23 protein-coding genes and 1 other annotated feature are annotated in these 24,601 nt (G+C 40.6%); of the genes, 17 read left to right on the top strand and 6 right to left on the bottom strand.

Translation table 11 applies throughout. The annotated features are described in order from the left end of the window. Positions 1-38 precede the first annotated feature (38 nt). The 11 genes from ACQV1I_RS09730 (at position 39) to ACQV1I_RS09780 (ending at position 12,286) form a co-directional block, all read left to right on the top strand. Positions 39-1,211, top strand: a complete 1,173-nt coding sequence (locus ACQV1I_RS09730) for a D-alanyl-D-alanine carboxypeptidase family protein (protein WP_116333770.1) — start codon at positions 39-41, stop codon at positions 1,209-1,211. Continuing rightward, the gene (locus ACQV1I_RS09735) at positions 1,204-1,794 is read left to right on the top strand and encodes a nucleoside recognition domain-containing protein (RefSeq protein ID WP_018670184.1); all 591 of its coding nucleotides are present in this window, start codon (positions 1,204-1,206) and stop codon (positions 1,792-1,794) included. The genes ACQV1I_RS09730 and ACQV1I_RS09735 overlap by 8 nt, the downstream gene beginning before the upstream one ends. 14 nt (positions 1,795-1,808) lie before the next feature. Beyond that, entirely contained in the window at positions 1,809-2,342 is a 534-nt protein-coding gene (locus ACQV1I_RS09740; RefSeq protein WP_018670183.1) for a spore maturation protein, read from the top strand. Between the two features lie 318 nt (positions 2,343-2,660). Then, complete coding sequence (locus ACQV1I_RS09745; RefSeq protein WP_094698950.1) at positions 2,661-3,416, top strand: pseudouridine synthase; 756 nt, start codon at positions 2,661-2,663, stop codon at positions 3,414-3,416. A 118-nt stretch (positions 3,417-3,534) separates the two neighbouring features. After that, complete coding sequence (gene resA / locus ACQV1I_RS09750; protein ID WP_116333771.1) at positions 3,535-4,068, top strand: thiol-disulfide oxidoreductase ResA; 534 nt, start codon at positions 3,535-3,537, stop codon at positions 4,066-4,068. A 21-nt stretch (positions 4,069-4,089) separates the two neighbouring features. Further along, complete coding sequence (gene resB, locus ACQV1I_RS09755) at positions 4,090-5,751, top strand: cytochrome c biogenesis protein ResB (RefSeq protein WP_116333772.1); 1,662 nt, start codon at positions 4,090-4,092, stop codon at positions 5,749-5,751. Between the two features lie 18 nt (positions 5,752-5,769). Then, positions 5,770-6,996, top strand: coding sequence for a c-type cytochrome biogenesis protein CcsB (gene ccsB, locus ACQV1I_RS09760; RefSeq protein WP_094698945.1), 1,227 nt, complete (start codon positions 5,770-5,772; stop codon positions 6,994-6,996). 144 nt (positions 6,997-7,140) lie between these two features. Then, positions 7,141-7,854 (top strand): response regulator transcription factor, encoded by a 714-nt coding sequence (locus ACQV1I_RS09765; protein ID WP_094698943.1) that lies wholly within the window; start codon positions 7,141-7,143, stop codon positions 7,852-7,854. Continuing rightward, the gene (locus ACQV1I_RS09770) at positions 7,855-9,633 is read left to right on the top strand and encodes an ATP-binding protein (RefSeq protein ID WP_116333773.1); all 1,779 of its coding nucleotides are present in this window, start codon (positions 7,855-7,857) and stop codon (positions 9,631-9,633) included. 42 nt (positions 9,634-9,675) lie between these two features. Continuing rightward, a complete protein-coding gene (locus tag ACQV1I_RS09775; protein ID WP_116333774.1) occupies positions 9,676-10,812 on the top strand; it encodes an HAD family hydrolase in 1,137 nt (378 codons plus the stop codon). A 208-nt stretch (positions 10,813-11,020) separates the two neighbouring features. Beyond that, positions 11,021-12,286: an MFS transporter gene (locus tag ACQV1I_RS09780; RefSeq protein ID WP_094698938.1), complete on the top strand. Its 1,266-nt coding sequence runs from the start codon at positions 11,021-11,023 to the stop codon at positions 12,284-12,286. Between the two features lie 151 nt (positions 12,287-12,437). On the opposite strand, the gene ACQV1I_RS09785 is transcribed toward ACQV1I_RS09780, so the two are convergent. The 4 genes from ACQV1I_RS09785 to ACQV1I_RS09800 all read right to left on the bottom strand — a co-directional run bounded on the left by ACQV1I_RS09785 (position 12,438) and on the right by ACQV1I_RS09800 (position 16,879). Then, entirely contained in the window at positions 12,438-12,716 is a 279-nt protein-coding gene (locus tag ACQV1I_RS09785) for a hypothetical protein (RefSeq protein ID WP_094698937.1), read from the bottom strand. Between the two features lie 14 nt (positions 12,717-12,730). Beyond that, entirely contained in the window at positions 12,731-14,011 is a 1,281-nt protein-coding gene (locus ACQV1I_RS09790; protein ID WP_116333775.1) for an ArsB/NhaD family transporter, read from the bottom strand. 131 nt (positions 14,012-14,142) lie between these two features. Beyond that, positions 14,143-15,732, bottom strand: a complete 1,590-nt coding sequence (serA, locus tag ACQV1I_RS09795) for a phosphoglycerate dehydrogenase (RefSeq protein ID WP_094698934.1) — start codon at positions 15,730-15,732, stop codon at positions 14,143-14,145. Continuing rightward, positions 15,725-16,879: a pyridoxal-phosphate-dependent aminotransferase family protein gene (locus tag ACQV1I_RS09800; protein ID WP_094698932.1), complete on the bottom strand. Its 1,155-nt coding sequence runs from the start codon at positions 16,877-16,879 to the stop codon at positions 15,725-15,727. The genes serA and ACQV1I_RS09800 overlap by 8 nt, the downstream gene beginning before the upstream one ends. Positions 16,880-16,988: 109 nt before the next feature. Next, positions 16,989-17,228 (bottom strand) — a binding site (T-box leader). 275 nt (positions 17,229-17,503) lie between these two features. Between ACQV1I_RS09800 and ACQV1I_RS09805 the strand changes: the two genes are divergently transcribed. Beyond that, positions 17,504-17,662 carry a hypothetical protein gene (locus ACQV1I_RS09805; protein WP_161555069.1) on the top strand — a complete coding sequence of 53 codons (159 nt, stop codon included), beginning with the start codon at positions 17,504-17,506 and terminating at the stop codon, positions 17,660-17,662. Here ACQV1I_RS09805 and ACQV1I_RS09810 read toward each other — a convergent pair. Further along, the gene (locus tag ACQV1I_RS09810) at positions 17,659-17,868 is read right to left on the bottom strand and encodes a ferredoxin (RefSeq protein WP_018670169.1); all 210 of its coding nucleotides are present in this window, start codon (positions 17,866-17,868) and stop codon (positions 17,659-17,661) included. The genes ACQV1I_RS09805 and ACQV1I_RS09810 overlap by 4 nt on opposite strands. Positions 17,869-17,984: 116 nt before the next feature. Then, complete coding sequence (locus ACQV1I_RS09815) at positions 17,985-18,911, bottom strand: hypothetical protein (RefSeq protein WP_116333776.1); 927 nt, start codon at positions 18,909-18,911, stop codon at positions 17,985-17,987. Positions 18,912-19,015: 104 nt separating this feature from the next. Between ACQV1I_RS09815 and ACQV1I_RS09820 the strand changes: the two genes are divergently transcribed. From ACQV1I_RS09820 to ACQV1I_RS09840, 5 genes are all read left to right on the top strand, one after another. Next, on the top strand, positions 19,016-20,128 hold the full coding sequence (locus tag ACQV1I_RS09820; RefSeq protein WP_116333777.1) for a helix-turn-helix domain-containing protein: 1,113 nt from the start codon (positions 19,016-19,018) through the stop codon (positions 20,126-20,128). Continuing rightward, positions 20,113-21,735, top strand: a complete 1,623-nt coding sequence (locus ACQV1I_RS09825) for a RecQ family ATP-dependent DNA helicase (RefSeq protein ID WP_116333778.1) — start codon at positions 20,113-20,115, stop codon at positions 21,733-21,735. The genes ACQV1I_RS09820 and ACQV1I_RS09825 overlap by 16 nt, the downstream gene beginning before the upstream one ends. Then, positions 21,732-22,322, top strand: a complete 591-nt coding sequence (locus tag ACQV1I_RS09830) for a CPBP family intramembrane glutamic endopeptidase (protein WP_116333779.1) — start codon at positions 21,732-21,734, stop codon at positions 22,320-22,322. The genes ACQV1I_RS09825 and ACQV1I_RS09830 overlap by 4 nt, the downstream gene beginning before the upstream one ends. Before the next feature lie 20 nt (positions 22,323-22,342). Then, positions 22,343-23,152 carry a LysM peptidoglycan-binding domain-containing protein gene (locus tag ACQV1I_RS09835; RefSeq protein WP_116333780.1) on the top strand — a complete coding sequence of 270 codons (810 nt, stop codon included), beginning with the start codon at positions 22,343-22,345 and terminating at the stop codon, positions 23,150-23,152. A 63-nt stretch (positions 23,153-23,215) separates the two neighbouring features. Beyond that, a complete protein-coding gene (locus ACQV1I_RS09840; RefSeq protein ID WP_094698923.1) occupies positions 23,216-24,127 on the top strand; it encodes an NAD(P)/FAD-dependent oxidoreductase in 912 nt (303 codons plus the stop codon). Positions 24,128-24,601 lie beyond the last annotated feature (474 nt).

The following is a 24,601-nucleotide window of genomic DNA, read 5'->3' on the forward strand; positions in this document are numbered from 1 at the left end:
GGTACAAACCATTGTAAACCAAGCATGAGGAGGACACTATGAGATACCAACGAATAATCGGCGTACTCGTCGTTTTTCTTTTGTGCGTTAGCTATTTAGGCCCACAACCTCGTGCATGGGCATCGCTAGCACCTAAGATTTCGGCGGAAGCAGCTGCGGTTATTGATGTTGAATCAGGACGTATTCTGTACCAAAAAAATGGAAGTAAGAAAATGAGAATTGCCAGCCTGACGAAGACGTTAACGGCCATTGTTGCAATGGAAGCAACCGATATAAAAAAAGTGGTTACTGTACCTGACAAAGCCATAGGAGTTGAAGGCTCCTCCATTTATTTAAAAAGAGGGGAGAAACTGACCTTAGAAGAATTACTATACGGCTTGATGCTTCGTTCTGGAAATGATGCGGCCGCTGCGATTGCTTTGAAGGTAGGGGGCTCTATTGAAGGATTTGCCACAATGATGAACGAAAAAGCCATGTACATCGGCATGGATCAAAGTAATTTTATGAACCCGCATGGATTAGATAATAGCAAGGAGCACTACTCAACAGCTGTTGATATGGCTAAATTATCGGCCTATGCCTTACAAAATCCACAATTTCAGCAGATTGTCTCCACAAAAGTAAAAAGTATTTCGTGGGAAGGCGAGAAATGGGACCGCAGGTTGCAAAACAAAAATAAAATGCTCCATCTCTATAACGGAGCGGATGGAGTGAAAACAGGTTATACGAAACTTGCAAAACGTTGCTTAGCATCATCAGCAAGCCGAGATGGGCGACAAGTGGCCGTTGTTACGCTTAATGCACCGGATGACTGGAATGACCATGCTACACTACTCGACTATGGCTTTCAACAGTTCAAAGAAAGCTCTTTAATTCACAAAGGCGAAAAATGGGATGCTCCCCAAGCGATTAAACTGGAGGACAAGGGAAAGGTTGAATTGGTTTCATTAGCTGACTTTACTTATCCACTTAAGGCTGGAGAAGAGCAGAACGTGAGTAAAAAAGTTCAATTGTTTCAAAAGCAGGTAGGAAAAAAAGAGGTAAGTGAGCATGTTGGATTTGTTGAGATCTACTTAGGCACAACTTCCATTGGCAAAATACCACTTACTGTACGAGAAATAAAAGTAACAGATACCTTTCAAAAAACCACACCAAATGGTGTCTGGAAGCATGTCTCCCAATTGCTGAAGGGAGGATTACCTGATGCTTAATATCATTTGGCTCATTTTAATCATTATCAGCGTGATTGTAGCAGCTGTGAATGGACGTATGGAAATTATTAGTCAATCGATATTTGAAGGTGCCAAAACAGGCGTTACTGTCTGTTTTGGTCTTCTCAGCGTCCTCATCTTCTGGATGGGGATCATGAAAATTGCCGAAAAATCCGGACTTTTACATCTAGTCTCAATCTGGTTATCTCCCATTGTGCAAAAGCTTTTCCCCGATATACCTAAAGGACATCCGGCCATTGGCTACATTCTCTCCAACATGAGCGCCAACATTCTCGGGCTTGGAAATGCTGCTACTCCAATGGGAATTAAGGCAATGGAGGAGCTACAAAAATTAAACCCCCACAAAGATATCGCAACCCCAGCTATGTGCACCTTACTTGCCATTAACACGGCCAGTATCACACTTATTCCTACTACTATGATCGCAATACGCTTGCAATATGGCTCAACGAATGCTTTTGAAATAGTGGGTACAACACTGCTCGCTTCCTTTTTCGCAACAGCTTTTGCCCTACTGCTTGATCGTGTCTACCGTCTGCGCTACAAGCGCAAGTCCCGTTAAAGGAGGGAGTTAGCTTGTACTCACTGATCAATGTTGTATCGCTTTGGGCAATTCCGGTCTTTATTTCCTTTGTTTTAACTTACGGATGGTATAAAAGAGTGCAAGTCTATGACACTTTTATTGAAGGAGCTAAGGGAGGACTTGTCACAACCATCAAAATATTACCTCACTTAGTAGCGATGATGGTGGCCATTACGTTGTTTCGTGAGTCAGGAGCTTTAGATATTTTATTACAAGCGATGAAGCCCGTACTCCAATTGCTTCATATCCCTTCTGAAATTGTCCCATTGGCTTTGCTACGTCCTTTGTCAGGTACAGGGTCACTTGCCATTACAACAGATTTGATTGCGCAATTTGGTCCCGATTCTATGATTGGTAGACTTGCTTCCACGATGCAGGGTAGCACTGATACAACCTTTTATGTGTTGACCGTGTACTTTGGGGCGGTGGGCGTCAAAAATGGATTGTATGCATTAAAAGTAGGGCTATGGTCGGATTTGATTGGTGTAGTCGCTTCTTTAGTAGTTGTTTATTATATTTTTTCTTAAACCCGAATCTAATTTAAACACTTCACTTCTTTCACATTTATAAACTGATTTTTTAAAAGCTTGCGTCATGATTGATAATCTATGATACAAGCTTTTTTATTCATTTTTCAGTGGTATTCTTTACGGATAATGAGTGGCATCTTGCTCAAACCTATAAGATAAGCATTCTTATTTGTTTTTTAGATAGTTGCTTATGATTCCGGTGTTATGTGTATTTTTCAAAAAAAGATGCTTATGTATGGTTGACTTGCAATCTTTGCCAACCGTGCTCTTGTCCAACCTGCCGGAAATAGGTAGAATGTGTGAGGGGTGGTCTATATGGAAGAACGCTTGCAGAAGGTGCTGGCACAAGCGGGTGTCGCCTCACGTCGCAGCTGTGAAGAACTGATAAAGCAAGGTAGAGTAAAAGTAAACGGACAAGTGGTAACGGAGCTAGGTACAAAGGTAAATGCCTCCGTAGATCAAATTCTGGTTGATAACAAGTCCATAGCACAAGAAGAACATGTCTATGTCTTACTCAACAAACCAACAGGGGTCATTACAAGCATGAGTGATCCTGAAGGACGTAAAACCGTTCGTGATCTGATCAAAAAAATTCCTCAGAGGGTCTATCCAGTGGGGCGTTTAGATTTTGATACATCGGGTCTGCTTATTATGACAAACGATGGAGAATTGGCTAATCGCTTGGCTCATCCGTCATTTGAGATGGATAAGGTATATCGGGCCTGGGTTAAAGGAATGCCCACAACGGAAAGTGTCTTACAACTAGCTAAGGGTATTAAGTTGGAGGACGGAATGACCTCTCCTGGGAAAGCAAGAATTTTGGAGAGAGATGCCAAGAAAAATCGCACATTAATTGAGCTGACCATTCATGAAGGCCGTAATCGTCAAGTACGTAGGATGTGTCAAGCAATTGGACATCCCGTAATTACTTTGCAACGAATTCAGGTTAGCTTTCTTACGTTAGGCAATCTTGATCTCGGTACATATCGTTTTTTACAAAAGGGAGAAGTAGAACGATTGCGGAGTGAGTTAAAAAAAGTTAGAAAAAAACGAACAAACGTTTGTGATTAACTGCACATCGTTCAAAAGTTGTTCAAAATATCCAACTCGTTTAAAATAGCGGCAAGCTATAATAAAGAAGGAATGAGTAATAATTGGAACGATTCTGAACAAAGTCAGGTGAGCAAATGTGAATAAACAGAAAAGAACATCAATGCGAGTTGCCATTTTGGGAGTTTTGTTAGTTGCTCTCGTTTTTGCTGTGTACACAAGCTTTGCCAAGCCAAACGAAATTAAAAAAGGGGATAAAGCACCTAATTTCAGTTTGCAAAGCTTGGATGGTGAGACGATGACACTAGCTGATCTAAAAGGTAAGGGAGTCATCCTTAATTTCTGGGGTTCCTGGTGTGAGCCCTGTAGAAATGAAATGCCGGACTTAGAAAAAGCATGGCTTGCCAATAAGGATCAAAATATTGTAATCGTAGGGGTCAATGTGGGAGAATCGGAGGTATCTGCTGAGCAGTTTGTCCGTCAGGTAAAAACCACGTTTCCCATTTTGATGGATAAGCAGAAAGAAGTTACAAAAGTATATAATATTGGACAAATGCCTAGTACTTTTTATATTGATCAGGATGGTATCGTCCAAGATATCATCATTGGACAAATGAATGAAAAGAGAATAAATGCCGCGCTCGAAAAGATTAGACCTGTCAAGACAAACTAAACCGTAAGCGAGGACACGAACATGGATCAAAGAAAATGTGAATGCGGACACACCAACCCGGTGGGAACGCTTTTGTGTGAATCCTGCGGTATACCTCTTTTACAGCCTGTTAAAGAGACGGATGAAAAGAAAGCGTTTCCTGATATGCGTTATGAAGGGACAGCTCGCCGTTCCCAGACTTACTCCACCTCGGTAGTGGATAAAGTCTGGAACTTCTTTTCTTCTGTAAAAATCGCAATCATCATAATAATCATTACCTTGGTGATGGCAGGAGTTGGTACAATCCTGCCGCAGTTAGAATATGTCCCGGTCCCTTTACTAGATGAACCCAGCAAAGCTTTATTTTATGAACAAACGTACGGTTTTTTTGGTAAGGTGTATTACGCTTTAGGCTTTCATGAAATGTATGGATCTTGGTGGTTTGTTTCCTTATTAGTAATGATAGGAATATCATTGGTTATTTGTAGTTTAGACCGGGTAATACCGTTGTACAAAGCGTTGAATAAACCACGTTTGAATCAGCATCTTTCGTTTTATAAAGGGCAGAAATTACACGCAGATATGTTACTACCTGAGGGACTTTCCGTTGAAGAAAAGCTTGCACAAGTGCAGAGCTGGTATAAGAAAAAAGGCTATCGCGTCTATCGGGAAGGTAATTCCGTATTGGGAGAAAAAGCAAGGTTTAGTAGATGGGGTCCCTATGTGAATCATATTGGACTTATTATTTTCTTGTTAGGTGTATTGCTGCGTGGTGTACCACAATTCTTTTTAGAGGATACGATTTGGGTGCGTGAAGGGCAAACCGTAAAAGTGCCAGGAACTGAGCTCTATATTGAAAATCTAGATTATAAGACTGAATATTATACAAAGGATGAATTTGCTGAAGATCTTCCATTACAAGAAGGGCAAGTGATCCCGAAGAACTACCAGACTGATGCTGTTTTATACAAAAATGAAAATGAAGGGCTAGCGGGAGCCAAGCCCAAATTGGTGGAAGTCAAAAGAGGATCAATTACCGTAAATCATCCGCTGACTTACGAGGGAATTCTTTTATACCAATTGGATCGTCGAGAACAAATGCTGGGCGCACTTAATTTTGATTTATATGATGCCAAAGAGAAGGAAAAGAGAGTTGGCTCGTTTAAAATTGATTTGTATGAGCCTAAAAAGGAACAAAAAGTAGGCAATCATTACGTTGTGCGTGTCATGGATTATTTCCCAGATTTTGAGCTAGGCAAAGATGGGGTACCGACGACCAAAACAACTTTACCAAATAATCCGATGGTTGCATTGGAAATTATTGATTCGAAAACAAATGAGAGCGAACGATTAGCATACGTAGCCGGTGGGTTTATTGAAAATACAAAATCACCTCGCTTCATTTTAGAAGTACATAAGCCTGATATCATTGATTCAAGCGGCTTATTGGTGCGTAAGGATACCATGATTCCGTTAATCTACTTCGGGGCTTTTATTACGATGATTGGGTTAGTCATGGGCTTCTATTGGCAACATCGCCGGATTTGGGTGCATGTTACAAATAATGAGCTGTATCTAGCCGGTCACACCAATAAAAACTGGTTTGGTTTACAACAGGAAGCTAAGAATCTGGTGAAACAATTGGATTTACCATTGGAACTCATTCTTGAACAAGATAAACAAAAATCGAAGAAGAAAGCGTAGAGAAAGGGGTTCTCACGATTGATACAGATAAGTAGCAATCTATTATTGATGGCCTTTGTGTTGTATTTGATCGCTACAATAGTATTTGCGGTAGCAATCACGGGAAAACGTTGGTCTAACAGGGATGCAAAGGCGCACCAGGCACGATATGCAAAGATTGGCGTGGGAATCACTGTAATTGGATTTTTAGGCCATTTGGGGCAATTTATCATAAGATGGGCCGCTTCTGGGCGTATCCCTACCAGCAATATGTTCGAATTTATTTCCTTCTTGTCAATATGTATTGTTGCCGCATTCTTACTGCTTTATTATATCTACAAGCTAGGGGTACTGGGCGCCTTCGCGATGCCGCTAGCAGCTATTATGCTAGCCTATGCTAGTGTTTTTCCTAAAGAGGTGACGCCACTTATTCCATCATTACAAAGCTACTGGTTAAAGATTCATGTTACTACAGCAGCGTTTGGGGAAGGAATTTTGGCAGTTGGATTTGCTGCGGGGCTCATGTACTTAATTCGCACTATTCCGCAAATCAAAAAATCAGCAAGTACCTTTTGGTTAGAATTTTCCATAAGTGTTGTTTTAATGATGGTTGGTTTTATTGTTGTATCGGCATCCTTTTCCTCACCAAGTCTGAGAACCACCTTTGAGTTTCCAGTTTATGATGAAAATAACCCGGCTATTGTTAAAAATATGCAGCAGGTCGAGTATAAATTGCCGGCAATTGTGGCACCACAAGAGTATAAAATCATCAAAGAGGGTCCAATCAAGCCATTATTTGAAGCCCCGTCCTTTATGCATGGGAAAGATGCGGCTCGCAAATTTAATACGATGATCTGGTCCGTATTGTCAGGACTTGTGCTTTATGGTCTCTTACGATTGATTTTACGTAAACGTATTGCAGCAGCGATTCAACCATCTTTAGATGATATTGATCCAGAGCTAATCGATGAGATTAGCTACCGTGCAATTGCTATTGGATACCCTATTTTTACGTTAGGAGCGCTTGTTTTCGCTATGATCTGGGCGAATGAAGCATGGGGGCGTTTCTGGGGTTGGGATCCAAAAGAAACGTGGGCGTTGATTGTATGGCTCTTTTATAGTGTTTATTTGCACCTTCGCTTGTCAAAAGGATGGATTGGAGAAAAATCTGCTTGGATGGCAGTACTAGGGTTTGTTATTATATTAGTAACGCTGGTTGTTGTAAATTTGGTGATCGTAGGCTTGCACTCTTATGCAGGTGCTTAGCTCTAAAAATTTGCTAACAAGTAAAAAAGCTGGTCGCACGCCAGCTTTTTACTTGTACTATCAAGACGTATAGGCTATTTTAGATAGGTAGGTTGTAGTACTCATTTAACAATTAATTTCAATGTTGTAGCAGAGGTGATCCGGGTGGAGAAAGAAAGAATCCTCATCGTAGACGACGAAGAAAGAATCCGTCGCCTGCTAAAGATGTATTTGGAGAGAGAGAATTACTATATTGATGAGGCAGAGCATGGAGAAGAAGCCTTAGATAAGGCACTAAATCAAGATTATGATATTATCTTGCTCGATCTAATGCTGCCTGGTATGGATGGAATCGAAGTTTGTGAAAAAATTCGTGAGCAAAAAGCGACGCCAATCATCATGTTGACCGCTAAAGGAGAAGAAACCAATCGGGTAAACGGTTTCGAGGCTGGCGCAGATGATTATGTAGTAAAACCGTTTAGTCCACGTGAGGTTGTATTTCGTGTAAAAGCGATTTTACGTCGTTCTTCTGCTACTGCTTATTTAAAAACGGATACGGTATCGAGTCATTCCATTCTGGTTTTTCCAGAGTTAACGATCGATCATGATGCTCACAAGGTTACAGCGAATGGTGTAGAAGTAAATCTGACTCCAAAAGAGTACGAGTTGTTGCATTATTTAGCATTATCTCCAGATAAAGTATTTACACGGGAAGAATTACTAAAGGACGTATGGCACTATGATTTCTTCGGAGATTTGCGAACCGTGGATACGCATATTAAACGCCTGAGAGAAAAGCTAAACAAAGTCTCTCCTGACGCTGCTCAAATGATCTCAACCGTTTGGGGCGTAGGTTACAAACTCGAGGTGCCTAAATAAGTGGATAATATCCTGCGAAGTGTTGTCGGAAAGCTTTGGATGACAATCATAGCGTTATTCGCGGTGGTACTTACGATTTTCAGCCTCCTGCTTGTTCAGTCCTTTGGTAGTTATTATCTGAAAAAGCAGTCGGCTGATTTGGCTCTTCTTGGAACAAAAGTTGCTGCTAATCTGGAAACTGTGCGTGATCAAAAAGAAATGCTAACGATGGCTTCCAAACTCTTGACGGTGTACCATACAGGTCTGCTTGTGGTAGATGAGCAAAAACGCGTTCTTGTTCATGAAACGACTGATGAAAAACAACCGTCCATTACTCTGGATAAGCTATTAAACAGCGGGGGATTTCCCATAGCTGATGCTTTTGCAGGAAAACAGGTGGGACCTAATCGTTTGATTTTTGGAGATAAAGCTTCAGATAGTCTTGAACACACACAGTTTCTGGCCATGGCTATTCCTATTTCCTTTGATGGAAAACAAAAATCCGCACTTATTTTATATCAAGCCATCCAAGAAGTGAATGGTACTTATCTAGAGATTAGACAACTTATTTTTGTTGTGGGTGTCATTGGATTTATTTTAACGACGGTATTCGCGTTCTTTTTATCTTCACGTATCACTTCACCATTGCGTCAGATTAAACAATCTGCTCAACGTATCGCTGAAGGAGAATTTAATACGGAGATACCCCTTCGATCGACTGACGAAATTGGAGAATTAGCGGCTGCTTTTAATGTCATGACGCTAAAACTTCGTAATGTAGTAAATGCTCTCTCGCATGAAAAGGAGCAAATGGCAACTGTTTTACGTAGTATGATTGATGGCGTTATCATGATGGATCAAAAGGGGCGTGTCGTTTTAACCAATCCTCAGGCAGAAGATTTTACTCGGGATTGGGCTTTTGAAAATCAAGGTCGTCCTTTGCCTATTCAGGAATTGTATCAAAAAATGTTGCTCTCAGAACAAGAAGTAATGGAAGATTTTGAAGCACAAGGGCGTTTCTGGTCTGTTGTGATGGTACCGCTATACGATCACAATCAAGTTCGAGGAGCTGTCGCTGTACTGCGGGACATGACTAAAGAGCGGAAACTGGACAAATTACGCCAAGACTTTGTTGCAAATATTTCGCATGAATTAAGAACGCCTCTGTCCATGCTACAGGGTTATAGTGAAGCCATTGTAGATGGTATTGCTTCCACTCCAGAGGAACATAAGGAGCTAGCAAAGATTATTTATGATGAATCAGTTAGGATGACTAAGCTAGTAAATGAATTGTTAAGCTTAGCACGTATGGAAGCAGGGCATGTGGAGCTCCATGAAGAACTAACAGAGCTTCTTCCTTATTTCGAACGAGTATTGCGCAAATTTGCGAACAGAGCAGCAGAACGTAATGTCGACATCAAGCTTGATATACAAACGGATTATGGGTGGATTTCTTTTGATCCGGACAAAATGGAGCAAGTGCTGACCAATTTAATTGACAATGCAATTCGTCATATTCCCGATGGTGGACTTATCACTGTTCGTATAAAGAATGAGGATACAGGAAAAATAACTATTGAGGTCATTGACACAGGTAGTGGAATTCCTCAAGAGGATTTACCATTTGTTTTTGAGCGTTTTTACAAAGCAGATAAAGCTCGAACTCGTGGTCGAGCAGGAACTGGATTAGGCTTAGCTATTGCAAAAAACATTGTAGCAGCCCATAACGGAAAAATATCTGTTCAAAGTAAGATGAAGGAAGGAACAACCTTTACCATTACAATACCAGTCATCACATAGATAGAGAGTAAGATGGATGAGAGAATGGAGTGTTTTTTGGGGATGAACAAAACGATTTTATTTGATGTGGATGGTGTATTTCTAAGCGAAGAAAGATATTTTGATGCTTCTTCTCTGACGATTTGGGAAATGTTATTTAGCGAAAAATATCTTGGAATAGAGGGACAGGATTTCGTGCCAGCTCCTGAGGAAAAGGTGATCAGACGTGTCCGTTCCGAAATTTTTGCAAATGACCAGGTGCTGACCTTTATGAAAGCGCAGGGGATTAACTCTAACTGGGATATGGTGTATTTAGTTGTTTCTTACCATCTTGTTAGTCTTGTTGCAAAATTACAAGAATCCAAGCCAGAGGAAGTTCGTGCACTGTTAACGAATCAAATTGGTCGAGAAGAGATTGGAAAAATTCAAGCTTTGGTGAGATCGGAAAATCTCTCCTTTGTTCCTGACTATGCTGCTTTTGTTTCGGATTTTACAAAAGGAAATGTAGAGAAGAGTGAGATGCTACTCTATCTCAATCAAATCGCCTATGAAAAATGTGGAATATCAACTAACATTTTTGCGCGAACTAGCTCGCTGTGGGAACTATGCCAAGAGACATTCCAAGAATGGTATCTAGGTGACGGGCTGATAGCAGACTCCATAGGCAGAGCAGCCCATCAGGTAGGAAAAAGAGGATTTTTGTCAGATGAAATTCCAATCATTGAACCAGCCGTTATGAGAGAAGTGCTACAAGGCTTGCGTGATCGAGGATATCGCTTAGGAGTAGGTACAGGACGCCCTTCTATCGAGACGTATGTTCCACTAAAAGAGCTTGGGATTTTAGAGTTCTTTGACCCAAATCGTATTGTAACTGCCTCGCATGTATTGGAAGCAGAACAGCAATTCCCAGACACTGCCCCACTCTCCAAGCCACATCCATACTGCTACTTTCAAGGTTATTTGACGAGAGGCAAAGGTGTTTCTGCTGCACTTTCCTGTCAGCTAACGGAGGAAGAACGTCAGAATCTGCTAGTTGTTGGAGATTCCGTTGCTGACTTAATGGCTGCTAGATCGATTGGTTGTCAGTTTGCAGCTACTTTGACAGGATTAACAGGAGAAGAAGCTCGGGAGAAATTTGAACAAGCGAATGCAGAATTTATTTTGCGTGATGTAAGTGAAATTGCAACGATTGAGTTTTAATCAAACATCGATTTGTGAAGAGCATGTGAGCAACTACGGTTGTCTTCGCATGCTTTTTCTTGTTGTGGAGAGGCTACAACTAACTAAAATTTACCTTTCATAACAAAATACATAAAAGGAATAGTAAAAGAAGTATGAGTTGAGGGAGGAAAACAACATGATCATCATCTCTATTTCTGCTTTCGGAAAGGTCATTAGCTAATCTACTATGGAAGACAAAAAAACGTGGGACCTTATTTCTGTGGCATCAATCCCTCTTGTCATGACATTGGGTAATTCCATGCTTATTCCAGTCTTGACAATTATGGAAAAGAAGCTGGGGATTTCTCCTTTGCAAGCAAGTATGCTTATTACTACGTATTCTGTAGTAGCTATTTTACTTATACCTCTGGCAGGTTTTTTGTCAGATCGCATTGGTCGAAAAACAATTATCATACCGAGTCTACTGATTGCTGGCCTAGGTGGTCTGTTATCAGGCTGGGCAGCTTGGAAAATGGCTAATCCTTATATGATGATTCTAGTTGGTCGTACCTTGCAAGGAGTGGGGGCGGCTGGAGCGTTTCCTATTGTTATGCCGTTAATTGGGGACATGTATCAAAATAAAAAGGAGGTTAGCTCTGGTCTAGGTATTATTGAAACATCCAATACCTTTGGAAAAGTGCTATCTCCTGTATTAGGCGCTTGGTTAGCGACGTTGATCTGGTATTTACCTTTTTTGGCAACACCTATTTTTTGCCTAGTTTCTCTTTTACTAGTAGCCTTTTTTGTTAAAGTTCCACAGGAGAAACAAACACCAAAAAGCTTCCAAGAATATAAAAAGTCCATTCTGGCTATTTTTCAAGCAGAGGGTCGTTGGCTATATGCGGTGTTTGCTATCGGGTGTATCTCTATGCTTGTTTTATTTGGAGTACTCTTTCATTTGTCGTCCGTGTTAGAGGATCAGTATAAGTGGGAAGGCATAAAAAAAGGATTAGTTCTAGCAATACCATTAGCATCCTTATGCCTTGTATCCTATGTGACAGGGAGGCTAATTGGAGAAAATAAGCAGTTAATGAAGTGGCTGTCCTTTTCGGGAATGTTGATCCTGTTTGGCAGTATGCTTTGGATTAGCCTTAGCCAGCCACAAAGCATATATCTGTTCCTTATTCTTTTATGTGTTAGTGGTGCCGGCATTGGTGCGACACTTCCAAGTCTAGATGCTCTTTTGACTAAACGCTTTGATAAAGCAGAGAGAGGAACTATTACGGCGTTTTACAATAGTGCCCGGTTTGTTGGAGTTGCATCTGGTCCGCCGCTATTTGCCTATTTGATTACAGTTTCGCATCGCTTTTTGTTTTTGACAGTAGCGGGAATTTGCTTGGTGGCAGCGATTCTTTCTTTATTTGCTATTAAACCAGGGGAGAAAACCATAAAAAAAGAAGATGGTGGCCCTGAGTCCATCAATATGCTTAGAAAGAGCAGAGTAAAAGCCTAACGAGTAGGGGAATAACGCATACGTAGTTTTTAATACCAAGTTTCCTGATTGGTTAAGTTGATGTAATCCAAGTATAAAAGCCAAGGCAATAGGAGTTTCATCCTAAGCACTTGGCTTTTTTTACAACTGAAAGTGATTTTAGATAGTCCTACTATTCGCTCCAACTTAGGGATTCTAAACAATGAAAGCGGAAGGCTTCAGTTAAAAATTTCAAATAGTAATCATTACGAACGATTATTTCAAAGACTCCTTGCTGATCGGTATAAAATAATGCGTCTGTATAGTCTTTGTCGTTGTTTAGATAGTTACGCAATTCTTTAATACGATCGCGCATTACTTCTGATTTTACTTCTACACGAAAGGTAACATCCTTCTCGTTTTGTGTTTCTTCAATGTGGATGAATGTTTCGTTGTACGTATACGTAACCATGGTTCTTCCTCCTTTTACATGAAATAAACCAGATACACATAGAGATTAGCCATCAATATGGAGAGGAGCATGAGTGGGAAAGCGACTTTCATAAAGCCTAGAAATGTAATGCGATAACCATCCTTCATTGCCAAACCGATCACAATAACATTAGCACTAGCACCGATTACAGTTCCATTTCCGCCTAGACATGCTCCAAGTGATAAACTCCACCAAAGGGGCTCTATATTTTGTATACCCAAATGGCCTAAGCCCTTAATCAGGGGTATCATAGTAGCCACAAATGGAATGTTATCGACGAATGCAGATGCGATTGCACTTAACCAGAGAATGAGAAAAGCTGAGCTCATAGCTCCTCCGCCTGTTAGTGACATTACTTTCTTCGCCAGTAAATCGATTACTCCTGTTTCTACTAATCCACCTACCAAAATAAATAGCCCCACAAAGAAGAACAGGGTTGTCCATTCTACCTGTAACAAAGCACCCTCTAAATAGTTTTCACCGGTTATCAATAATAAGAAAAAAGCACCTGTTAAAGCGATGGTAGCTGTTTCTAATCCCAGCAGGTTATGAATAACAAAACCTGTGATGGTAAGACCTAGTACAATAAGAGATTTTATTACTAAGCGGATGTCGGTCAACTCTTCCTTTTCATTTAATTCCATAATTTTTGCTTGCAAAGCTGGAGTTGTCACTAATTGCTTACGATAAATAAAATATAATAAGGCAAGCGTTACGATCATGATAGGCACAATGATAGGGGCTAGATTTGTTAGAAAAGCCATGAAGTCTAGCTCAGGAACAGCGCTACCGATCATGATATTTGGTGGGTCACCAATTAATGTTGCTGTACCTCCAATATTAGCGGCTAAAATTTCACTAATGAGATAGGGAATGGGATTTACTCTAAGGGAGTGAGCGATACTAAAAGTAATGGGAACAATTAATAAGACAGTGGTTACGTTGTCTAAAAATGCGGAAGCCAGCGCTGTAATCAAGCTAAGATAGATGAGAATCATGGCGGGGTTGCCCTTCGCTAATTTAGCAGCTTTAATCGCCATATACTTAAAAAGACCAGTCTGAGAAGTGATTGCTACTAGGATCATCATGCCAATCAGAAGCCCAAGTGTATTAAAGTCAATGTAATGAAGTGCATGTTCTTGACTGACAATGCCTGTTATAATCAGCAGGACAGCACCAACCATCGCAATAATTGTTCGATGGATTTTTTCACTGATGATACATGCGTACGTAAGAAGAAAGAACGTAAGCGCAAGATAAGCCTGGCTGCCCATTATGATTTCCTCCTAGCTTTTTTGGTTATACTTGATATTTTACTTTTTGGGAAAAACAGCCAAAAAGGCAGAATCTCTATCAGTTTGGCTGTCTAAAGTTTAATCTATACTTTTCTTTAATTCTTTCCTAATTACAATTCAATTTGCGTTACGCTAGAGATTTCAAGGGATTGACCTAGTTCATCCAACAGTTCAGCACTGAGTGGTTTATCGACTGTTAGCATCATAATGGCATCCCCGCCTACATCCTTGCGACCTACCTGCATGGTGGCGATATTGACACCGTTTTGACCAAGCACGCTACCAACATATCCAATAACACCCGGACGGTCATTATGCTGAACGTACATTAGGTAGCCTTGGGGCTGTACATCAATGGTGGACTGATCAATTTTAACAATTCGATCACCAAAGCCATTTAAGCGAGTACCAGCAATAGTTCTTGTCTCTAGATTGGAGCGGAGTGTCACGGTGATTAAGTTTGTAAAACCACGAGAAATTGTTGATTTTTCTTCTGTAACCGAGATGTCCCGCTTTTTTGCTAGATAGGGTGCATTAATGTAGTTTACTTCGGCACCTAATCGATAAGCTAATAAGCCTTTTAAAATCGTGCGAGTTAATGGAGAGGTGCTCATTTCTGATAATTCTCCACTATACGTAATTTTCACTTCTTGTAATGCACCGATTGTGAGCTGAGCTAAGAATTGTCCTAATTTCTCTGAGAGTGAGAAGAAGGGTTGTACGCATTCCATCAAATGAGCATCCACAGTAGGTAAGTTTACTGCGTTTTTGAAAGTTTCATTACGTAATACTTTAAGTAATTCTTCGGATACATCAATTGCAACGTTTTCTTGAGCTTCCACAGTAGATGCCCCTAGGTGAGGAGTTGTAACAACTCGTGGATGACCTACCAATGGATTATTGACAGGAGGCTCTTCTTCATATACATCAAGTGCGGCTGCAGCAATCAGTCCGTTGTCTAATGCATGTAACAAGGCTTTTTCATCAATAATTCCGCCACGTGCACAGTTGATCACACGAGTGGTAGGTTTCATTTTAGCAAATTGCTTGTCGTTTAAAAGATGTTTGGTCTCTTTCATTAGTGGAGTATGCACGGTGATAAAGTCTGCTTGTGTAACGATATCATCCACAGTGCCGTTTGTTACCCCAAGCTTTTGAGCACGTTCGTTTGTCAAATAAGGATCGTAACCAATTACGTTCATTTGAAAAGCCTTTGCTCGTTTAGCAACTTCCGAACCAATTCGACCCATTCCAATAATTCCTAAGGTTTTATTATGAAGCTCTACACCTTGAAAGTTTTTTCTATCCCATGTTCCATCAACCAACTTTTTATGAGCCTGAGGAATGTTGCGGGCAACTGCCATTAGCATTGCAAAAGAGTGCTCAGCAGTGGAAATCGTATTGCCATCTGGAGCGTTGATGACTACAATACCGGCTGCCGTGGCTGCGTTAATATCAATATTGTCAACACCAACACCTGCACGACCAATTACTTTTAGTTTCTTAGCTGCATGTATGACTTCAGCAGTCACCTGTGTTTGACTCCGGACCAATAGAGCATCATATTCCCCGATGATCTCAAGTAATTCACTCGGTGATAAAGCTGTTTTTTGTTCAACGATCACATCTTGAGCGTCCAGTAGTTGCTGAATACCTTGTTCACTTAGGGGATCACTTATTAATACGCGAAATTTATCCATGTTGAATCAATACCTCCTGAGCCGCACGTACACCGGCACCTAATGTCGTTTCATAACCAATCTGCTGCAAAGAGATTTCAATGAGTGAAATTACAGTCAACATATCTTGTGGATCACAATAGCCCATATGACCAATGCGGAAAATCTTACCTTTTAAATGCTGTTGTCCACCAGCAATGATCACATTATACTTGGTGCGCAATATCTTACGTAGTTCCTCAGCATTAAATAAATCGCCAGGATCTACGGATGTAACAGTTGGCGAGGCGTATGCATCAGCTGTCATTAATGGCAATCCTAATGCTCTCATTGCAGCTCTTGTCATTTTTTTCATAAGTTCATGACGAGCAAATACCTGAGGAAGTCCTTCTTCGTCGAGCATTGCTACCACTTCTTCTAATCCAAACACGAGTGATACGGCAGGAGTATAAGGCGTTGTTTGCTCTGCCATACTTTTGCGATACGCCTTGAGATCAAGATAGAAGGCTTGAGGAGTGATCTGTTCAATTCGTTTCCAAGCTTGTTCGCTTACTGCAATGAAAGCAAGTCCAGTAGGTAGCATAAATGCTTTTTGCGAACCTGTTACAACGATGTCCAGACCCCACTCATCCATTTCGCAAGGCACAGCTCCTAAGCAACTGACCGCATCTACAATAAATAGAGCGTTGCTGTGCATTTTGACGACCTGTGATAATTCAGGAATTGGATTTAAAACACCTGAGGATGTTTCGCAATAGGTAGCAAAAACAGCTTTTGCCATGGGATGCTGCATTAGAAAATCTTGCAAGAGTTCAGGGGTAATTGCTTCTCCCCAAGCAACCTCTAGACGATGAACTTTAATTTGATAACGTTCGCAGATTTTTGCGAATCGTTCGCCAAAAGCTCCGCTAATCGTGACGATTGCTTCATCTCCTGCTTGCAAAGTATTGACTACGCTCATTTCCAATGCGCTTGTACCGCTTCCTGCGAGTACGTACACTTGTTGTGCAGTGCCGAATACCGGTTTTATTTTCTCAGCTACATCAGATAGTATTTGAGAAAATTGACCACTGCGATGACCGATCATGGGACGGTTCATTGCTTGTTGCACGCGAGGTGGAATTGGAGTAGGGCCAGGAATACGTAATATGATTTTCTCTTTGAACATGATTCTCATCCTCCTAAATATATCTCTATTACTTATTTACACGTAGAATCTTGCTTTTTGAGCATATAAAAAAACCTCTCAGCCTCCCCACTACAAAACACATGATGTAGTGAGGGGCGAGAAGTTATATTCGCGGTACCACCCTCATTTGTTCTTCTTTTCGCAAAAAAGAACCTTACCAGGTAACAAGACCTGAGAGATAACGGATCATCCGTTCAAACCTACGACCGCAAGCGGGCTGGGTTTGCCAACTCGGAAGTGCTCATCTTTTAACGGAATCACCGGTTCGCAGCAACCACCGGCTCTCTGGGGATTTCCTGTAAAAGCATCTCTTCGTCAAAGTTGTTTCGTATGTAGCTGTTAAAGTTAGAACTTACTTTATCACCGTACAACAGTAGCGTCAAGAAGAAAAATAGAAAAAGAAAGAACATTGTTTTTGTGTGGTGTCAAAGTTGTTCGTAAATAAATGGAGGAGTTACATAATCATGATGTAAAAACAGTTGAATGTACGGTTTTTGTAATATGAAGAAAATGGGACTAACCGGTAGAAAACGAGAGATAAATGACAAAAAATAATAAAAATCCGGTGTGGTTCAACAGGTGATGAGGGAGTGATAAATAAAAATGTTACGGAAAAATATTCGGATTTTAGGAAGTAAACTTACCTATAAAAAAAGAAAATTTTATTGGGGGATACCAGATTTGAGCAGAAGAAAAACCACTCACACTGCTAAAGCAGAGATAAGTGGTTTTGGTCTTCCTTATTTGATTGTAATCGATTAACCGTCGATTTTAATAGAGTCAGTTGGGCAACCGTCTGCTGCATCACGAACATCATCGTGTAAGATATCAGGGATCTCAGCAGTGTTTGTATTGTCGTCAATCGTGTTGAACGCCAAACCTTCATCATCGTAATCAAATACATCAGGAGCTGTGGCGCCACAGGCTCCACACGCAATACAGGTATCTTTATCTACCCATGTAGTCATTATGGTTTCACCTCCTGCCCCCTTGATAGTACGTCCAGCTTACACAATTATTGTATAATTACTTTATGCCGATTACAAGAATGAATCGCGTCTAAATATGTACCGAGAACACGACTTTATTTATGATAAATCGGCACTTCAGGCAATGTTAGGGCAGGATAGATCTTTTTGTTTACTTGTACAAAATCTCCAGCATGTACCCCATTGCTTGCAATCAATACATTAACACCAAACGGGATGTTTTGCCAGCCTAATTTCACTGTCTCTTTATTTTTTATACGGGCATCGATAGAAGCAGTCAAATCCTGAGGAAAGAATTGAGGTATGCTTCTAATATTCTCCATATAACGAGCAGATATGTAATTACGATAATGAAAAGGCAGTGTATCCCAAGCTGCAAATGTCAGCGAGGTAATATCAACATCTCCAATAGAGTGTTGTAGTACATAGATTTGCTCCCACATAGCAATAGCTTGATAAAATTTCGTTTGAGCTTGCAAATATTCTGATTGAAAGTCTTTGGCATGTCTTAAGGCTGCAATGTCTTCGGAGGAGTAGTGACTGCCTTTAGCATCTGCCATGGCTTGAGTTAAACTATTATGTAAGGTATGTAGGCTTTTCAAAAATTGATTTCTAGATGCAACCAGCAATGGAGAACTATCACCGATATAAACTGTTTCTAGTTGTTTAATTTTAGCTTGTACCACTTGTTTAAGTTGGTCATGAACTCCTTTTTGTTCTTGCAATGTTTTTCCTTGTAAGTTGGCTACATAATAAAAATAATCGGTTTGAAAAGTGCTTAGTGGTTCATAAAAACTGTAGTAATAATTGGTGAAATCTTGCTCGGGATATAGTTTCTTTTCACGAATGAGTTTTTCTTGATTATGTGTTTGTTGTGTTAACTGCTGGAGTTGGGATAGCTGCTGATTCATTTTAGATTGAACCACGTTTGCTCCCCAAAAAAATCCGACAACCAAACAAGTTAATGATAAGATAATCATGTATGTAACGATGTACTCGTGCTTGGACAAACGCTTTGTCATAGGTATCCCTCCGTCTAAAGCAAAAACATTACAAATCATTTTTTGTCGCTGTTTCCATGATAAAATAATGAAATGAATCAATCGTGAAGGAGAAACTTTGATCCATGGAGGAACGAGATTTCCATTTTTTTGAAACTGTTGTGTTGAACGGACTAGCTGTGTTGCAAGGGGAACGAACTCCTCAATCTCTCTACTACATGGTAAAAGGACGTAAAGCTAATCAAGTTTGGCAGGATGTGAATAATTTTAACCTCCACTCCTATTATCGGCTGTTCCCTTGGATTTCAAGAGGGCTGTGGGAGCAAACCATGAAAAATCTCATGGAAAAAAAGTGGGTCTCAAATACTAATGTAGCGCAAAAGAATGCTATATCAAGCTTTGAGCTAACTAGTTCTGGTTATCAACAACTTTGTGAACAAAATAAAACCTATCAGTTGGAACGGTGGTTATCTGAGATTAATGGGATTTCGATAACAGAGGAAGCAACCTTGTTTCGTTTACAGGCTTTGCTCATGGTTCAAACTATTTCTCAGCTTTTGTATGCCAACGCTCATTTTTCACCAATTGTGCAAAATAGAGAAATCCAACGTCAAATAAAGCAACTGCTGGCAGAACCGGTAGGACGAGCAGCTTGGCTTAATGGATTAGCAGCTGAGCTCTATCTGCTTATGGACATGCTTGAGCCAAGCTTGCAACAGCAGTTTTTTTTGCAATGGACAGGGGCTTCACAAGTAGGTCTCACATCTCGGCAAATTGCCTACCAATTTCGTGAATCATTTCTATTCACGGAGGTAAAGTTGCTGTCGATTTGGAGTAGCATGTATTGTGAGGTAAAAGAGAACAAGTCAGGGCAATTTCCATTGTTACAAAAGCTATGCCAGCTTCAATCAGCACAAAAGCCTCCAATCAGTATGAGTGCTTGGGAAACATATAAAATGCTCCAAAAAGATATAACGCTTGAGGAAATTGCTTCTAGGCGTGCCATTAAGTTAAATACTGTAGAGGATCACCTGATTGAAGTAGCCTTAATGTCTCTTCCTTGTAAATATGGACGTTGGGTGAGCGAGCAACAAATTGAATTTGTGCATGAAGCGAGCGAGCGATTACAAACCAAACGATTGCGACTGTTAAAGGATGAATTGGGTCATGACTACAGTTATTTGCAAATACGATTGGCTTTAGCCCTTAGAGGAGCGTCATCATGGAAACAAATATGAAAAAAATTCGTCTTATCTTACAACAGTACTTTGGTCATGCTACGTTTCGTACTGGACAAGAGGAGATTATTAGTCGAATCTTACAAGGGAAAAATGTACTTGGAATCATGTCTACAGGAGGGGGAAAGTCGCTTACGTACCAAGTTCCGGCTTATTTGCTACCTGGCATCACACTTGTGGTTTCCCCGTTAATTTCCTTGATGGTCGATCAGGTTCAGCAATTATTAAAAAACGGACATCGGCTAGCGACTTATATAAATAGTTCCTTGGATCGCGACGAAATTCGTTTAATAGTAGATGAGCTAGAAGCGGGCAAATACAAGCTTGTCTACATTTCCCCCGAAAAGTTGCAACAACCTTCTATCATCCGACTACTTCAAAAAAGAGGTGTGTCCTTGGTAGCGATTGACGAGGCTCATTGCATTTCACAGTGGGGACATGACTTTCGCACGGATTATTTAAAACTGCCGTCTCTGGTTAAATCATTAGGTCAACCTCCTGTGCTAGCTGTTACGGCTACTGCTACACATAGCGTAGCGCAAGAGATTGCACATTTGTTTGATATTGACCTCGATAATCAGATCCGACATAGTGTGAATCGTTCTAACATTGCCTATGATCTTTATCAAGCCAGCGATGAGGCGGACAAGAAAACACAATTACTTGCTCAATTACGTGAGTGCCAAAAGCCAGGCATCGTGTATTGCAGCACAAGACAAGCAGTAGATCAACTAGTCTTGCTGTGCCAGCGGGAGGGAATTCAGCGAGTAAGTGGCTTTCATGGTGGAATGAACCCGATGGAGCGTATTTTAATTCAAGAGCAATTTATTGCGAATCAATTAGATGTGATTATTGCAACGAATGCGTTTGGAATGGGGATTGATAAGTCAGATATCCGCTTTGTTATCCACTATCATCTTCCTGCAAGCATAGAGGCTTACACACAGGAGGTTGGACGGATTGGGCGCGATCAACACCCCGGATATGCTTGCCTGTATGTACAGGAAGAGGATGTGCATATTCATCACCGTCTTTTCCAAAATGAATATCCAACGGATGAAGAGCTAGTTGCCTTTTTAGAGTTGCTTCGTAATTCAGTTCATGCATCTGATTCTGTTGTTCTAGCAAGAGAGGGGTATGAGCAAAAACTCACACATGAGGAACTTTTTGCAGCTATTGGTATTGGTGAAAATGTAACTAGATTCTTATTTTATTATGCACAGGAAGCAGGAGCTGTCCGCAGCGTCCAACTAGGAAAAAGCGGTTATACCTACTGGTTTCAACCGCATGATCCCCAGGTAGTCCTTGCTACTATGAAGCAACGAATACAGCTAGTAAAGCGTTCTAAATATGCAAAATTGGGGAATATGCAGGAGTGGATTCAGTCATCTGGTTGTTATCGGGAATCATTGCTAGCCTATTTTGGGGAAAGGCTGATAAACAACCCCGAATCATGTTGTAGAGCTTGTGGGATCAACAGAACTCTTTATCTTGAGTCTACAAAACCGGAAAGGGTTGCTCAGGAATCAGCCTGGAATCTGCAAGAAGCATTGGAGCGATTGTTGCCTCATAGACCATCAAACGAGGGAGGGGCCGCTTCATTGTGAACAGAAACAATCAGCTAGATCAATTAGACGACCGTACGTTGCTACTCAATCTATGGCTCACACAAGGCATTGTTCTCTTGATTGCCATACTAGGATCATGGTTTCTTTATACCAAGACAGAACTGTGGCATCTATTTTTTGCTTTGCACCCTGCTTACCTCGGATATGCAGCCATTTTGATCATCCTTGTTGTAGCTAGTAATATTATTATTGAAAAAACAGTTCCACCAAACTGGATAGATGATGGTGGGATGAATGAACGAATTTTTCGTTCCCTTTCTATTCCAACTACGGTTTTACTCTGCGTTGCAGTAGGAATTAGTGAAGAATGGCTTTTTCGTGGTGTGGTTTATGAGTTGGTCGGGAATTTTTGGACAAGTTTACTGTTTACAGCTATTCATTTTCGATATTTACAAAAACCTATACTCATTGGAATGGTATTTCTTACAAGCTATTTACTAGGCGTACTTTTTACCTGGACCAATAGTCTGATCACAGTTATGTTTGTTCATGCTACTATCAATTTCATTCTTGCGCTATTTTTAAAATACAGTTCAAAGTCTACACATTCACATGAAGATACGTAACAAAAAGGGGAGGAAATATGATGGAAGGTAGAGATGTTGGTAAGCGAATGGAAGGGCAACAGGAAACCCTGCTCGGCTTACCACCTAGAAAAACAAGGTTAAAAAATCATAAAAAACAAGCACAAAAAAAGCAAGCAAATCGTACAAGCACAGAAAAGCTACCTGCAAAGAATGATAACGAAGAATCTAGTAAGCCAGTAAAAGCCTCGACTAAGCTCACCAGTGGAGGAGGATGGAAGGTGATTGTTCCGCTAGCGGGTGCAGTAGTCGTGGCAGGTGTATTGTTCATCTGGAAAGAGATGAATACGTCGCAAACGACATCTTTTTTTAGCGAAAACCACACGCGAACAGATGCAATTGCTTCGGGAACAGGAATTTCAGTTACAGTGCCCGAACCTCTTGTAAATAGGGAAGGGGCAGATCAGTCAAATGTAGCAACAACAGGAATACAAAAGAAGCTAGATGACGAGAAACCAACAAATAATTCATCGTTGGCGATGGAAGGAGAAAAAGGAGAGGGAGGAACGAAAGTCACTGCTAAACCTATTGGTAGCTCTACCCCATCTGCTAATAAACCTACTGCTGACCAGAAAACTAGCCCAGCTTCAGTCCCACCCTCAAACAAACCTGAACCAACTAAAAGCGAACAAAAACCTGAAAAAAAAATAAAAAGTAAATTGTATAAAGTAAAAAGAGGAGATAATTTACATAAGATTTCCCGTGCTTACTATGGTAATAATAATGGAGTAAATCGAATCGCAACTTTTAATGGTCTCGATACAGAAGCCCCATTAATAGAGGGAAAAACACTTTACATTCCCGTTGATTAATGAATGCAATCATGTTAATCGCCTAAAATGGTTACTCTAGAGAGAAACCGTTAGGAGGTACTCATGATTTACGACACCATCGTGATTGGAGGCGGGATCGCAGGCTTACAAGCCGCTATTCAGCTCTCGCGAAGCTTACATAAGGTAATGGTTATTGATAAAAAATCGGGGAGATCGATCCTAGCCCGCAAATACCGTAACATATTAGGTTATCCAGAGGGTGTCAGTGGAGTGGAACTGAGAATTCAAGGCGAAAAAATGGCTAAACGTTTTGGTGCCACGTTCATTCAAGATGAAGCAACATTTTGTGAGCAGAATCAGGAGCATATTTTCTGTGTGACCACAAGAGAACATAAGGAGACCTTTATGGCCAAAACATTACTGATTGCAACGGGAATTACTGATCCACTGCCAGATATTCCAGGATTGGTTGAGTGTCTAGGTGAATCCATCTACATTTGCCCTGATTGTGATGGCTATGAAGTGTATAAAAAGCGTACAGTAGTAATTGGTTCTGGCAAGCAAGCCTTGCAAATGGCACAGGAATTAAAATACTATACACAAGATATTATGGTTATTAATCATTCGTTAACATCACTGGACAAAGATGATCAAATCAAGGCAAAAGAATGGGGAGAATCATACAGAGATGATGAGATCGTCTCTATAGAACAGCAGAATGGTTACTTGTCATCTATAGCGTTACGCTCAGGCGAAGAAATAGCAGTAGAAAGAGGTTTTTTGGCTTTTGCTGGAGCACATGTGAATTCAGACCTACTACAAGCTTTTCGTATTCAACTTTTACCCCAAGGCCATGTTCAGGTAGACCCACGAACAAAGGAAACAAATCATCGTAATATCTGGGCAGCAGGAGATGTCAATGCACATTCTCAACAAGTAACGATCTCAATGGGGGATGGCTCTCAGGCGGCTATTTGGATACACAAGCGATTGTTAGAGCTGATACAAGAATAACATCGTAATACGATGGATTGTTGTAGTGACGTTATGATCTTCCGTACTTGATGAGCAACGATGATGGACAAGCGTCGGGAAAAGCTCATAAGTTTTCTGGAAGCAGTAACGTCATTTTTTTTGTCCCATGCATATTGTGGAGTATGAGATCATGATGTCATGGGTTGAATTGATACATAACAGTTGAGTACATCCTCTTTACATGCAACGAACTGCTAGAATACTACGTATAAGTAGGGAATGAGTCTGTCATAGTTGTTTATCCTTTCCTGGGAAAGCGCAATATTTGACAAGGATATCTCAGCTACCCACTAGATTGACGATTTATGTCGGAAAGAGAGTAGTAGGAAAAACTTCAATATCTATGTTCTTGTCTCACAATGTGGTATTATAAAAGAATGGATGAATCGTAATCACAGCAGGATTATAGCTTAAGGGGAGTTTGTCTAGTAAGAATAAAACAGATATTTTTGT

Origin of the sequence: Brevibacillus sp. JB24b (assembly GCF_051713385.1) — a bacterium.
GTDB classification, from domain to species: Bacteria; Bacillota; Bacilli; order Brevibacillales; family Brevibacillaceae; genus Brevibacillus_B; species Brevibacillus_B laterosporus.

Bases quoted from the DNA above. Each gene is read 5' to 3' on its own strand.
- ACQV1I_RS09780 (WP_094698938.1), top strand. From the start codon at position 11,021: ATGGAAGACAAAAAAACGTGGGACCTTATTTCTGTGGCATCAATCCCT.
- ACQV1I_RS09790 (WP_116333775.1), bottom strand. From the start codon at position 14,011: ATGGGCAGCCAGGCTTATCTTGCGCTTACGTTCTTTCTTCTTACGTAC.
- resB (WP_116333772.1), top strand. From the start codon at position 4,090: ATGGATCAAAGAAAATGTGAATGCGGACACACCAACCCGGTGGGAACG.
- serA (WP_094698934.1), bottom strand. From the start codon at position 15,732: ATGGATAAATTTCGCGTATTAATAAGTGATCCCCTAAGTGAACAAGGT.
- ACQV1I_RS09745 (WP_094698950.1), top strand. From the start codon at position 2,661: ATGGAAGAACGCTTGCAGAAGGTGCTGGCACAAGCGGGTGTCGCCTCA.
- ACQV1I_RS09800 (WP_094698932.1), bottom strand. From the start codon at position 16,879: ATGTTCAAAGAGAAAATCATATTACGTATTCCTGGCCCTACTCCAATT.
- ACQV1I_RS09820 (WP_116333777.1), top strand. From the start codon at position 19,016: ATGGAGGAACGAGATTTCCATTTTTTTGAAACTGTTGTGTTGAACGGA.
- ACQV1I_RS09735 (WP_018670184.1), top strand. From the start codon at position 1,204: ATGCTTAATATCATTTGGCTCATTTTAATCATTATCAGCGTGATTGTA.
- ACQV1I_RS09810 (WP_018670169.1), bottom strand. From the start codon at position 17,868: ATGACTACATGGGTAGATAAAGATACCTGTATTGCGTGTGGAGCCTGT.
- ACQV1I_RS09805 (WP_161555069.1), top strand. From the start codon at position 17,504: ATGTTACGGAAAAATATTCGGATTTTAGGAAGTAAACTTACCTATAAA.
- ACQV1I_RS09840 (WP_094698923.1), top strand. From the start codon at position 23,216: ATGATTTACGACACCATCGTGATTGGAGGCGGGATCGCAGGCTTACAA.
- ACQV1I_RS09815 (WP_116333776.1), bottom strand. From the start codon at position 18,911: ATGACAAAGCGTTTGTCCAAGCACGAGTACATCGTTACATACATGATT.
- ACQV1I_RS09775 (WP_116333774.1), top strand. From the start codon at position 9,676: ATGAACAAAACGATTTTATTTGATGTGGATGGTGTATTTCTAAGCGAA.
- ACQV1I_RS09835 (WP_116333780.1), top strand. From the start codon at position 22,343: ATGGAAGGTAGAGATGTTGGTAAGCGAATGGAAGGGCAACAGGAAACC.
- ACQV1I_RS09825 (WP_116333778.1), top strand. From the start codon at position 20,113: ATGGAAACAAATATGAAAAAAATTCGTCTTATCTTACAACAGTACTTT.
- ACQV1I_RS09785 (WP_094698937.1), bottom strand. From the start codon at position 12,716: ATGGTTACGTATACGTACAACGAAACATTCATCCACATTGAAGAAACA.
- ACQV1I_RS09730 (WP_116333770.1), top strand. From the start codon at position 39: ATGAGATACCAACGAATAATCGGCGTACTCGTCGTTTTTCTTTTGTGC.